The sequence below is a fragment of the Actinomyces viscosus genome (assembly GCF_900637975.1).
GTDB classification, from domain to species: Bacteria; Actinomycetota; Actinomycetes; order Actinomycetales; family Actinomycetaceae; genus Actinomyces; species Actinomyces viscosus.
Genome location: NZ_LR134477.1, coordinates 2,594,614 through 2,606,798, shown reverse-complemented (window position 1 = coordinate 2,606,798; position 12,185 = coordinate 2,594,614). Strand labels below are relative to the sequence as shown.

At 64.4% G+C, this 12,185-nt stretch carries 8 protein-coding genes; 3 read left to right on the top strand and 5 right to left on the bottom strand.

Annotated elements, in window-relative coordinates; translation table 11 throughout:
• Positions 1–975, bottom strand: coding sequence for an AAA family ATPase (locus EL340_RS11145; RefSeq protein WP_126414616.1), 975 nt, complete (start codon positions 973–975; stop codon positions 1–3).
• A 744-nt stretch (positions 976–1,719) separates the two neighbouring features.
• Positions 1,720–6,813 carry a DEAD/DEAH box helicase gene (locus EL340_RS11140; RefSeq protein WP_232023038.1) on the bottom strand — a complete coding sequence of 1,698 codons (5,094 nt, stop codon included), beginning with the start codon at positions 6,811–6,813 and terminating at the stop codon, positions 1,720–1,722.
• A 461-nt stretch (positions 6,814–7,274) separates the two neighbouring features.
• On the opposite strand from EL340_RS11140, the gene EL340_RS11135 reads away from it, so the two are divergent.
• Complete coding sequence (locus tag EL340_RS11135; RefSeq protein WP_232023037.1) at positions 7,275–8,216, top strand: hypothetical protein; 942 nt, start codon at positions 7,275–7,277, stop codon at positions 8,214–8,216.
• Between the two features lie 40 nt (positions 8,217–8,256).
• Here the strand turns inward: EL340_RS11135 and EL340_RS11130 are convergent, their stop codons facing one another.
• Genes EL340_RS11130 through EL340_RS11120 form a run of 3 tightly spaced genes read right to left on the bottom strand, consistent with a single transcriptional unit; the run spans position 8,257 to position 10,444 of the window.
• On the bottom strand, positions 8,257–9,030 hold the full coding sequence (locus tag EL340_RS11130; protein ID WP_126414614.1) for an ABC transporter permease: 774 nt from the start codon (positions 9,028–9,030) through the stop codon (positions 8,257–8,259).
• Entirely contained in the window at positions 9,030–9,839 is an 810-nt protein-coding gene (locus tag EL340_RS11125; RefSeq protein WP_126414613.1) for an ABC transporter ATP-binding protein, read from the bottom strand. Before EL340_RS11125 ends, EL340_RS11130 begins: the two co-directional genes overlap by 1 nt.
• On the bottom strand, positions 9,836–10,444 hold the full coding sequence (locus EL340_RS11120; RefSeq protein WP_232023035.1) for a TetR family transcriptional regulator: 609 nt from the start codon (positions 10,442–10,444) through the stop codon (positions 9,836–9,838). Before EL340_RS11120 ends, EL340_RS11125 begins: the two co-directional genes overlap by 4 nt.
• Positions 10,445–10,628: 184 nt before the next feature.
• On the opposite strand from EL340_RS11120, the gene nrdF reads away from it, so the two are divergent.
• Together nrdF and EL340_RS11110 are read left to right on the top strand one after the other, a co-directional pair.
• On the top strand, positions 10,629–11,603 hold the full coding sequence (gene nrdF, locus EL340_RS11115) for a class 1b ribonucleoside-diphosphate reductase subunit beta (protein WP_126414612.1): 975 nt from the start codon (positions 10,629–10,631) through the stop codon (positions 11,601–11,603).
• 50 nt (positions 11,604–11,653) lie between these two features.
• Positions 11,654–12,181, top strand: a complete 528-nt coding sequence (locus EL340_RS11110; RefSeq protein ID WP_126414611.1) for a hypothetical protein — start codon at positions 11,654–11,656, stop codon at positions 12,179–12,181.
• Positions 12,182–12,185: the final 4 nt, after the last annotated feature.

Below are 12,185 nucleotides of genomic sequence, written 5' to 3'. Positions count from 1 at the left end.
CTACCCCAGGCTGGCGGAGCGACGCGCGGCGAGCGCCAGTTCAAGATCTGCTCGTGTCACCACAGCGTCTCCTCTCATGAGCGCAGTCTTAGCGGCTGACTCGGCTGCCTTGACGATATCCGCGTGACTGAGCCCCTCTGTGTGGGAGGAGAGTCCAGTGAACGAAACGCCTTTGGCAAGTGACCCCAGACGCTTGCGGATGACTGACTGGGCTTGCCTGCCGCTCGGCAGTGAGTAGGTGAGAACGGCGTCGAAGCGACGGAAGAGCGCACGATCCAGGATAGAGCGATGGTTGGTGGCCGCGATCACGATCGACTCCGGGCTCGCTTCCTCCAGGAACACCAGGAACGAGTTGAGGATGCGCCGTGCTTCACCGACGTCGTTTCCGCTCCTGTCCCCGCCTAGGGCGTCGAATTCGTCGAAGAGGTAGACCGCGCGGTGAGTGGCGACCTCGTCAAACACTGTCCTCAGCTTGGAGGCAGTCTCGCCCATGAACTTGCTGAGCAGGCTGTCCAGACGCACGGTGTACATCGGAAGTGAGAGCTCGGAGGCGATGACGGAGGCAGTCATGGTCTTGCCGGTGCCGGGCGGGCCCTCGAGAAGCAGGCGGTGCATAGGGGTGAAGCCGTGCTCGATCAGAACGGATCGTTGTCGCTGTTCCTGGATGACCTGCGTGATCTGCTCGCCGAGTTCCGGTGAGGTGACAAGGTCGCGCAGCCGTACCTGTGGCTGCGCGATCTCAACCAGACCGGCGACGTCGCCCTCGGGGCGCGGAAGTGTGGCCACCGTGGCAAGAGGCGTGCGTGCTCGTTGACGAGAGGAGTCGACAGCCTTCTTGATGTCAGACGCGAGCCGGTGGTGCCCCTGGCGGGCTTCCCGAGCGGCAACCTGTAGGGCGACGGAGTAGAAGGCGTCCTCGTCCCCCGAGGCGTGGCTACGCACCATGGCTGTGATGTGTGCACCGTGACCTGCCACAGATGGCCTCCCTTCCATGCTCGCCTGAGTTGTCACCGTCATCGTACGGCACGCCAGTGACACATTCCCCTGTGCCGCGCTGGGATCGTTCACACGTCCGTCGGTGGCTCGTGCTTGCTGCGGGCCAAGCCGCTTTCACACTGCATCGACTTGCCTGTCGCAAAGATATATTCAGGTGGGTCTATGTGGTTGCTGGGGTCAGTCGATCTGAAGAATAGGGCAATTCTACTCCGTAGTGCTTGATCGCATCTATGGGACTCTCGTGCAACTGGCCCACAGCGTTTCGTATCCAGTGTACTCCGCGTGCGTCGGTGAAGGCTATCTCTACGCCGGGGCGGGCGCACATCCCTCGCCACCCCTTGGGTGCGGCAAGGTGCCATTCGCCCGGAGGGAGTGTGGTTAGCTTTCTTCTATAGTCCGCTGGATAATGTTGCCCATTTTGCTCGTTGATGACGAAGGTTGCAACACAGTGGTACACAGGAGAGAAAGATTGATTACTGATGCGTATAATGTCTTCTTTTGTTTGCCCCAACTTCTGGTCGGTCAGAATCCAGGCAGTGATGCGCGCCGCTTGTTCCCGTTTCTCGTCTTCGCGTCGCCATTGAGCCTCACGTCTTAAGTTCAGTGCGGTGAGTACGGTTGCGAAGATGGTCCCTAGTGCGGCTGCGCAGGCGGCGCAATCTTGTATTGTCAACGAAGTCCCTCATTGATTTCTCGGGAGATGAGTTGGTGATCAAAGCTCGATCATTTTGTGTGATTTCCTGCTGGCAACACGTCAAGCGACGGCAGGGAGCTCACGATCTCCTGGGTTTGGACGGAGACGGTGGTGATGCGGGCGATGAGGTCCAGGAGGTAGCGGGGCTGCGCCGAGGCCGTGGGGCCGCCGCCCGCGCCCTCGGCCATCCAGTCATTGGGGTCATTGACGATCCCGGAGGCCTTGTGGGTGCTCACGTGGTAGCGGTCCAGCAGCCAGTCCAGGCCGCTGCGCGACCCCAGCAGGTAGTCCTGCGCCTGGGCGGGAATACCGGAGATCGTCACATGCTCGTTGTAGACGATCGAGGTCTTGTCGTCCTGGAGCCTGCCGTCCCGCCTCACCCGGGCGTAGCGCATCTTGTCCACGTGCAGCAGGCTGGGTGAGATCGTCTCACGCAGGTCCCAGGGCACGTCCTCCCCGTCGACGACGAGGCTCAGCGGCATCGGCTCCACGGTCTCGTAGTCCAGGTGCAGGTCCGCCAGGCCGCGCCCGGCGGTGGTGAAGGCGACGAAGTCCTCCCAGCCGGCCACCAGCGGGATATGCGGCAGCGACTTCTTCAGGTCCGCCCCGTACCGCCTCCGGTACTCGGGGGAGTGCAGGAGCGCGTACACGTAGTAGAAGACGTCATCCTTGGTGACCTCCGGCCCGTAGGCGGACTGGTAGCTGCGCAGGGTGGCGTCGGTGATGTTGTCCACCCTGCGGTAGCCGCCCAGCGCCTCGTCCTCCTGCCCGACGGCGACGCCGGACTCCCCCGCATCCTCGCCACCCGACAGGTCCAGCATGCCCGCCTCGGCCGCATGACGGCCCCCGACCGGCTCCCACGTCCACCGGGGAAAGAACTGGCCGTTGCTCGATCCCCAGAAAGCAAGATCTGGTGGCTGATCCGTCGCCATGCATGAGAACGGTTTGTCCGAGCCTGTCCCCACGACGTAGAAACCCATATTGTCGTGCCCGGGAGTCGGGAAGTAGCGACGCAAAACAGCGGGACGGTGGATGATGCCGTCGGAGGCGTTGAGCCACTGCTTGCAGAAGGGGCGGTACAAGCCGCAGTAGGTAGCTCCCGCGTCATAGGTGATGACGCGGTTCTTTGCCAGGTCGCTGTAGAGGCCTGACGTCCACTTGATCCGCATCTCGTCATTCGTGACAAGATCACGCACCTTCGCCCGGGCCTTCAGGTCAGCCGCCCGGGTGCGGTGGACGCGCTCGCGCTCCTCGTTGTACGTCTCAATGAGCCGCTGCGCCGAGTCGCGCAGGCCTGGCAGTGAGAAGTTGTAGACCCAGGCGTCGCGCCCAGTTTCGGCGCCACGAGTGTATGAGGTGAAGACTGGCTCTTGCCCCTCACCGATGGACTGCCAGGACTCGTAGCTCGGGTCGCGCTGATTGATCCAGTCTCCCTGGGCGTTCGGGGTGATGGTCTCCCACTCCAGGGTGTCGATCTGAGACTCCTCGACGATCCGCAGCTTGTCCTCACGGGACAGGTAGTCGCCGATATCCCGGTAGTGCAGCACAGCCGCACCCTCGTGCGCCGGGTCCTTGACGAGGAAGGTGACGGCCACGGTCGCGCGAGAACCCGAATCGAAGACCTTGCCTCCCTCACGCCGAGAAAGCTCGCCGGCGGTGCGTTGGTTACCCCGCAAGTTGTAAACGTAGAGATGGGAGAACTCCTCGGCCAGGGTGAGGCGCACGCCGTCGGCCGTGTTGCCGTCGATGAAGCCGCCGTTGGTGACGAAACCGATGACCCCGGCATCCCCGAGGCGGTCCGAGGCCCAGCGGATGGCCCGAAGATAGGAGTCGTACAGGGAGTTCTTGTTGGTGCCCGTGGAGCGGGCCGCGTAGGTCGCCTCGATCTTGGCGTCCAGGGATGGGTAGTGCTGGTTGGCGTTGTTGTCATTGGCGGATTCCTGCCCCACCGAGTAGGGCGGATTACCGACGATGACCTGGATGCTCTTCAGCTCCAGCTGAGCCGTGGCCCGCTCGTTGTTGGCCACGAACATGCTCTGATCCAGCGTGTCCCCGTCCTCGGTCATCTGGAAGGTGTCGGTCAGGACGATCCCGTCGAAGGGCGTGTATCCGGCCTGCGCAGGATCCGTGGGACCACCGTTATCCGCGCTGTTCGGCGGTGCGTCGTCGCGCACGAGGTCACGGTAGGTCACCTCGATATTCGCCGCCGCGATGTAGTAGGCCAGCAGCAGGATCTCGTTGGCGTGCAGCTCGCTGGCGTACTTGCGCGCCAGGTCGGCCGTGCTGATGAGGCCGGACTGCAGGAGCCGGACGATGAAGGTTCCCGTCCCGGTGAAGGGGTCGAGCACGTGCACGCCCTCATCGGTGATACCGCGCCCCAGGTGGGTGCGGGCCAGCCAGTCCACGCTGCGCAGGATGAAGTCGACGATCTCCACCGGCGTGTAGACGATCCCCAGCGACTTGGCCGTCTTGGAAAAGGCCAGGGAGAAGAACCTCTCGTAGAGCTCGGTGATGACCCGCTGCTTGCCCGCAGCGTTGTCGATCCCGGTGCAGCGCTCGCGAACCGACTCGTAGAAGCCTTCCAGCTCCTCGGTCTCCGCCTCCAGGTTGGAGCCGTCCAGTACCCGGAGCATCCGGCCCATCACCTGCGCCACCGGGTTCTCGGCCGCGAAGTCGTAGCCGTCGAAGACCGCGTCGAAGACCGGCTTGGTCACCAGGTGCTGGGAGAGCATGTCGATCGCGGACTCCGAGGTGATCGAGTCGTTGAGATTGGCGCGCAGGGCCGCCAGGAAGAGCTCGAACTCGCCCGCCACCTCCGGGTCCTGCACCCGCTTGACCAGGCGCGTACGGTGACGGGCCGCGATCGCGGCCACGTCCTTGGCCCACTGCTCCCAGTAGCGCCGCGAACCGACCTTCTGGACCAGGCGGGCGTAGATCGCCTCCCGCCACTTGCCGAGCGCCCCCAGGTCGAAGGCCGCTTGCTGAGGTGCCGGGGCGCTGGAGGAGTCTCTGTCGTCGGTGGCAGCAGCCCCGAAGGGGTCGATGATGGCGATCTTGTCCGGCTTGGACTGGTTGAGATCGATCTTGTTGACCATGGCGTCGAAGCGCTCGTCGTGCGCGCGCAGCGCCTGAAGCACCTCCCACACCACCCGGAAGGTGTCATTGTCAGACAGAACGTCCTCGGGCGACATTCCCGAGGGGATCGCCACCGGCAGGATGATGTAGCCGTATTGCTTGCCCGGCGCTAGGCGCATCACCCGCCCCACGGACTGGACGATGTCCACCTGGGACTTGCGCGGGGACAGGAACATGACCGCGTCCAGGGCCGGGACGTCCACACCCTCGGACAGGCACCGGGCGTTGGACAGGATTCGGCAGGACACGGATGTCTCCTCCGGCTCCGATGCCGACGATGCCTGCCGGGTCGGCGCCGGCCGGCCCAGATCGCCCGAGAGCCAGGACAGCAGACTGGTGCGCTCCATGATGTTCATGGAGCCGTCTACGTGGCGAACTTCCACGGATCCCAGCCGCTTCTGAGACGGGGTATCGGAGTCGACGCCGTCCGTGTCGTCGGGCAGTTCAGGCACCTCGGGTTCGTCGGTGAGCGTGAGCCGGTAGTCCTCGGCCACGTTCCTGAAGGACGAGGCGAAGCGCTTCGAGGTCTTGATATCGCGGGCGAAGGCCACCGCCGTGCGCATCGGCTGGATGTCCTTGCCGTAGTCGGCCGTATCCACACTGCGCTTGGCTAAGGCGTTCCAGCAGCCGACGATCCGGGCGGCGTCGTCGAGCGTGAGCTGGCCGTCCTGAGCCAGGGAGGACTGCATCTGATCGGCGATCTGGTCCTCTGAGACCGTGAGGACCAGGACCTTGTAGTCGGTCAGGAGGCTACGGGAGACCGCCTCACCGAAGCCCAGGCGGAAAAGCTCCTCACCGTAGGTCTCGACGTCGTCCATGGAGGCGAGGATCGCGTTCTTCTGACCGGCGCGCGCCTTGGTTGTGTCGTCATAGATACGGGGAGTCGCCGTCATGTAGAGGCGCTTGGAGGCGTGGATGTAGTCGTCGTTGTGGACGCGGACGAAAGCGGACTCATCCGTGCCCAAAGCGGTGGCGCCGGTCGTGCGATGGGCTTCGTCGCAGATGACCAGGTCGAAGCCGGGGGCGCCGAGTTCCTGGGCCTGGGCGACGGCTTCGATCGACTGGTAGGTGGAAAAGACCACCGTCATCGGGGCTGTCCCGTTGACCGGGGCGGGGCGACGCGTCAGACGGTTGGCGAGTGCCGCGCCGTCCGTGGTGGCCGGGATCGCCAGGTCCACCACCGAGATGTCCTCGCTCAGACTCGTGCGCTTGCGCCCCTTGCCGACCTTCGCATCCGAGCAGACCGCGAAGGAGCGCAGCGGCACCTCCGACTCGGCACTCCACTCCATGAGCGTCTGAGACAGCAGCGCGATGGAGGGCACGAGGAACAGGACCCGGCCGCCGGAGCCCGCCATGGCCTCTGCAATGCGCAGGGACGTGAAGGTCTTACCGGTGCCGCAGGCCATGATGAGCTTGCCCCGGTCCGCCGTGGACAGTCCCGTGGTCACCGCGTCCAGGGCCCGCTTCTGGTGCTCGCGCAGGCTCTTGCCGCCGGTGCGAACCATGACTTCGGGGGTCTCCAGGCTGAAGGAGTCCCAGTCGATCGTGGAGTTGAACAGGTCCTCCAGGCCGACCCGGGAGACCGGGATAGCCTGACGGGACACCGTCTCCTCCGCAGCCGAGTTCCAGCGCTCCGTGGTGGACACAAAGAGCCGGGAGGTGAACTCGCCCGTCCCCGACTCTGCCAGGAAGGAGTCGACGTCGTTCTTGGTGATGACTCCCGTCTGCGGGTCATAGAACTTGCACTGGACGGCGCACAGCTCGCCGGTCTCGCGCTCGCGGGCCACCAGGTCGATGCCGTGGTCCGGGCGCGTACCCCGGTCCGGCCAGTCGCTCCACATCCACACCTCGTCGAAGCGCTCGGCGTAGCGCGGATCCGTGAGAAGGAACTGGCGCACCAGGCGCTCGAAGCTCGTGCCCTTGCCCCGCTGCGTCTTCGCCTCGAAGTACAGGCCGTCCAGAATCTCTGCGATGCGCGACTGACTCACGAGGAGAAGCATACGGTGAGAAAGGCGAGATGCTTCCACGGTGAGATGGTGCGCGGTGGACGAGGATCCTGACGAGATGTGGCCGGTGCCTGCGGAACGGGGATTCCTCCCCGTTCCGTGTGCGGGGCTGGGAACTTACGGTGATGTCATGGCTCATCGTCGACGCAGCGTCTTCCGTGTCCTTCTGACCGCTCTCGCCCTGGCTAGGTCCAGCTGAATCATCGGCGTGGGAGTCGGGGCGCAGACTCCGGAGATGATGCGAATCGGTCCACTTCTTTTTGCGGTACGCCCCACTGTGAAGCAGCTAGAAATATGGGGTGGATGCGCGCGTAGGGAAGGCCCGCCCGGATCCCGGAAGATGAAATATAGTGAACGCTGTAATCCTGGGGGTCCTGTGGCTGTCATCGGTGATACTCATTGCCATTGATTCAAGTTTCTTTAAATGCCGTATTCTGGGTCCCGTGAGTCGGCTCGTTAGGCGGTTTGCGGCACTCCTCGTATTTGCCACCATTGTTGTTTACTGTTCGCTTCTTGAGTTCAACAGGAAACGAAGACTACAACGATATCTTCACCGCTTGAAAGGCGTTGACTCGGTTGAAGTGCATGCCAAGTTTTGCGGTGATGCCGGTATTCGCTGGACGATTCGCGTAGGACTGGGAAACGAACCGCCCGTCAATACCTTGATTGCCGTGGTAGGCGATTCTTTCAATAAAGTCGAGGAGATCTCCGGATCGTCTACGGCGGCCGTGGATATGGAGATCGCCTGGATGCAAGGATCCACCAGTGTCAGATGGAGCAGGAAGGTGGGTGATGCGACGGAGGCGGTCAAGGCGATTGCCGGGCTATGTATCCCTGCGATTGAGAGCTTCGAGGTTTCTTCGTATGGAACCTCGGTGCGGTATTGTGGCGCTGAAAGTTTTCCGGATAGCTGGATGGTTGTCCCCGGCTCCGATGTGTTGTCGATCGATCTCCTGCCTTTCAAACAGTACGTGCGCGTCGGCGAAGTGGGTGTGACGGTTCGGTGCACTGGATGCGCTGATCTCGGCTCTGTTCCGTTGAAGCAAGTATTCGAGGCGATTTCCCCGATTTACAGGAATAGAAAGGGGACGTCGATTAAACTGGATGAAATGGATTTCGTGTCTTGTCAGATCCAGCTGCGTGTGGCTGCCTTCGGGAGCTACGAAGACGGTCTCGATTCCGATGCCGCTGCGAAGGTGCTGGCTGTTGTCTTGGGGAATCGGGTCCTTCAGGGCGTTGAGCTCTCAACGGCCTGGGAGAGAGCCGGCTCGGAGCACGTTCGCTTCGACATGAAAAATGGGAGCGTTGTCGGGCAGGGCTGGCCTCCAAAGAGGGGTGCAACGATCCTCACGGCGGCGCAGCAGGCTGCCTCCTCCTCGTCGTGAAGGCCGAAGATCAGCCTTCCGATGGGGTAATGTCCCGCGGTCAGTCAGCGCCCAGCTGCAGCCGATCCCAGGACCGGTAGGTGATCCAGGCGCCGATCGCGGCGGTCATCACCGGAACCGCCAGCAACGGCGTGCCGACCTCCGTCCGGCGCGCGGCCCATACGATCGGGATGGACCACGGGATGCAGGAGCCGAGCCCGAACCCTGCGGCCAGATTGGTGATGACCAGGATCGCCAGCGTGAACCCGATCCCTGCCAGATAGCCGCGCCAGCGGGTCGCCGCCCACATGACCGGCAGGACACTCGCGCTGAGCAGGACGGCGATGAGCGCCAGCACCGCGAAGCAGCCGGCCGTCCCTGCCGGCCCCAGGCCGAGCAGCAGCCCCGCCGTCGTCAGTAGTGCCGCCTCGCCGAGTCCCAGCAGTGCCGCCCAGCTCAGGGTCGCCACCATCTTCGCCGCGGCAATGCTGCGCAAAGTCGGTGGAACGGCGAACAGCCCCACCATGGTGCCGTCGGTGAACTCCCGGCCGACGCTCCACGACATCACCACACCCACCGCCAGGAGCGTCGTTGCGCTCACGCTCGTGGCCCCCAGGGCGGTATAACCGTCCCAGCCGGGTGAGGTCACCATGGATGCCGCCTTCCTCCCCAGATCGGTATCGCCGGCGTGCATCGCGGCGGCGTACCCACCGGCGGTAGCGACCGTGACGAGGACCAGGCCGGCGAGCGTCGCCACGCGCGTCACCATCGCCCGGGCCAGCTTGCGAGCCTCAAGACCGAGAACAACCGGGAAAGCTCCACGTTCGGCGATCATCATGACTCCTTCCGCTCGTCCTGTAGCCGCCCCGCTCGGGAAGACCTACCGGAGCTGGGGCTCAGGGCCGCCTGGTCTGCTGCCAGGACGGCGTCGAAGAAGACGCACTCGAGGTCTGCGCCTCCGGGGCGGCCGGGTTCTTCGGGTGCGATCGTGTCGATGATCCGCCCCCGGTGCAGGACGTTGACACGGTCGGCGATGCGCGTGAGCTCATCGAAGTGGTGCCCGGTCACCAGCACCGCGCCGCCGCGCCTGGCCACGTCCCGCAGAAGATCCCTGAATCCGACGACGGCCAGCGGATCGAGCCCATTGGTCGGCTCGTCGAGGACGACGACGTCCGGCTCATGCGCCAGGGCTCCGACCAACCCCACCTTCTGACGCGTGCCCAGCGACAGGCGGCGCACAGGCGTATCGAGCCATCCGGTCAGCGCCAGCATCTCACTCATCCGCTCCGCCGCCCCCTCGGCTCGCCTGGGATCGGCCCCGTGCAGGCGGGCGGTCGCCCCGATGTTCTGCCGGGCCGTGAGTTCTGGGTAGGACGACGACGCCTCCACCAAATGGCCCACCCGCCGCCACACATCCCTGGGGCAGGAGGCGATATCGCGGTCGCACAGGAGGACCCTGCCGGAGTCGGGGCGGAGCATGCCCAGAATGATGCGCAGCGCCGTGGACTTCCCGGCACCGTTGAGGCCCACGACGGCGCGGCACTCGCCTTGCGCGACGGACATGGAGAGTTCTCGCAGAACAGGCTCTCCCCGCAGGCTGACGCTGACGCGATCAACCTCCAGGGCCGATGTCGCACCCTTCACGGTTCCTCCAGCAGGCTGAGAAGACCCCGGCTGAGCGCGGTCGCGACGCCAACGACTGCCTCGGTGCGGGATGCGGTACCGGTCTCGGTCGCCTCATCGGAAACGGTGGTCTCCTCCGCCCAGGCGAGCAGGAGGCTGCTCGCCGCACCCATGACGGCTCCGGCCGCGGCCCGCGCCGCCGCGTCGTCGACGCCCGGAACGACGAGCGCCGCGGCGATGGCGCGCTCGGTCTCCTGACCCGCGGTTCGCACGGCAGCTGCCAGCGACGGGGTGAGGGCCGCCAGTCGAACGCGTTCGTAGAACTCCCGGGAGGACATCTCCTCGCGCGCCGGCTCCTCACTTATGGCCGCAACGAGGCCTCGCACCGCCCGGGTCAGCGGACGCCATTGCCGCGGCTGGGCGCGCACGGTCGCGGCAATGAGCGGATCGAACAGGTCGTTCACCACCACGGCCTCCTTGGTGGGGAAGTGGCGGAAGAAGGTCATGTGGGAGACCCCGGCGGCCTTGGCGATCGCGGTGACCGGGACGGCGTCGAATCCCTGATCGGCGAACATCCTCAGTGCGGTCCGCCGAAGCAGGTCGGTCGTCGAAGCGCGTGGACTCATGACCAAGATGTTAGTCACTAACGAAATGTTAGTCAATAACGTCTTGTTGACGATGCCCGTGTCCGGGCATCTCCAGTGCCGGGAGGGCGGTGGGCACCACAGTCGCGACCCGGTCGGGCGTCACAGCCGGTCGGCACTGTCGTCGGTAGCATGAGGACAGCGCAGACAACCCCGGGAGGAACCGATGCACGAGCCCATCAAGCTGGTCGACCGCGTCCAGGCCATCAACTGGAACCGCCTGGCCGACGACAAGGACCTCGAGGTCTGGGACCGCCTGACCGGCAACTTCTGGCTGCCCGAGAAGGTGCCGCTGTCCAACGACGTGCAGTCGTGGGCCACCCTCAATGAGGCCGAGAAGAACATGACCACCCGGGTCTTCACCGGCCTGACCCTCCTGGACACCATCCAGGGCACGGTCGGCGCGGTCTCCCTCATTCCCGACGCCCGCACCCCCCACGAGGAGGCGGTGCTGACCAACATTGCCTTCATGGAGTCGGTCCACGCCCGCTCCTACTCCTCGATCTTCTCCACCCTCATCTCGACGGCGGAGATCGACGAGGCCTTCCGCTGGAGCGAGGAGAACAAGAACCTCCAGCGCAAGGCCCGCATCATCCTGGACTACTACCGTGGCGACGACCCCGAGAAGCGCAAGGTCGCCTCCACCATGCTGGAGTCCTTCCTCTTCTACTCCGGTTTCTACGCCCCTATGTACTGGTCCAGCCACGCCAAGCTGACCAACACCGCCGACCTCATCCGCCTCATCATCCGCGACGAGGCCGTCCACGGCTACTACATCGGCTACAAGTACCAGCTCGCCGTGCGCGAGTCCTCGCCTGAGCGCCAGGCCGAGCTCAAGGAATACACCTTCGACCTCCTCATGGAGCTCTACGACAACGAGGAGCAGTACACCGAGGACCTCTACGACGAGCTCGGCCTGACCGAGGACGTCAAGAAGTTCCTGCGCTACAACGCCAACAAGGCCCTCATGAACCTGGGCTACGAGGCGCTGTTCCCGGCCGACGCCGTCGACGTCAACCCGGCGATCCTCGCCTCCCTGTCCCCGAACGCCGACGAGAACCACGACTTCTTCTCCGGCTCGGGCTCCTCCTACGTCATGGGCACGGCCGAGGCCACTCAGGACGAGGACTGGGACTTCTGAGGCTATGAGGCAATCAGAGCTCCTGGGTGACGTGCAGTGATGGTGGGGTGATGGCCCGTTCTGATATGCGGAGGTCTGTGTGCGCTAAGCCTCGGGACGCCTTTCCGGCACGCATCCATTTCTGCTTTCTCGACGCCGAGTCTGTTGATGTACGGGCAGAGATCGCTGCTGTAGCGCAGCAGGTGGTAGCGCCGTTGGGTCTGCGAGGCTTCGCCAAGACGCAACGAGAGGCGTACATCGCGGGTGAGATCCGGGGCCGTATGAGAGCGATGGCACGGGGACGTCTGCCTGAGGAAAGTCCTTCCGCGCTGTCTCCGGTTGTCTCGCAACCCGATCTCTTCGAGCTTCGGTGGAAGTTCGTCGATGCGAGGAACGCCTTGGTGCGCGCCTATCACGGGGAGCCTGGCGATCCCGACGTCGTTGTTGTGTGCATCCATCGCAAGGAGACGAATGTGGCGGTCGTCAAGCAACGGGAGCTGCAGAACGCGGTGATGGCGGAGGGGCAGCGACGCTTCACTGTGGGTGAGCAGTGTCGCTGGGGTCACACCCGGGTCTGTTCCCACTGCCTTGACCCGTGATAGA

Excerpts from the sequence above, each read along its gene's own strand:
- EL340_RS11110 (WP_126414611.1), top strand. The coding sequence starts at position 11,654 with ATGGCCCGTTCTGATATGCGGAGGTCTGTGTGCGCTAAGCCTCGGGAC.
- nrdF (WP_126414612.1), top strand. The coding sequence starts at position 10,629 with ATGCACGAGCCCATCAAGCTGGTCGACCGCGTCCAGGCCATCAACTGG.
- EL340_RS11120 (WP_232023035.1), bottom strand. The coding sequence starts at position 10,444 with ATGAGTCCACGCGCTTCGACGACCGACCTGCTTCGGCGGACCGCACTG.
- EL340_RS11130 (WP_126414614.1), bottom strand. The coding sequence starts at position 9,030 with ATGATCGCCGAACGTGGAGCTTTCCCGGTTGTTCTCGGTCTTGAGGCT.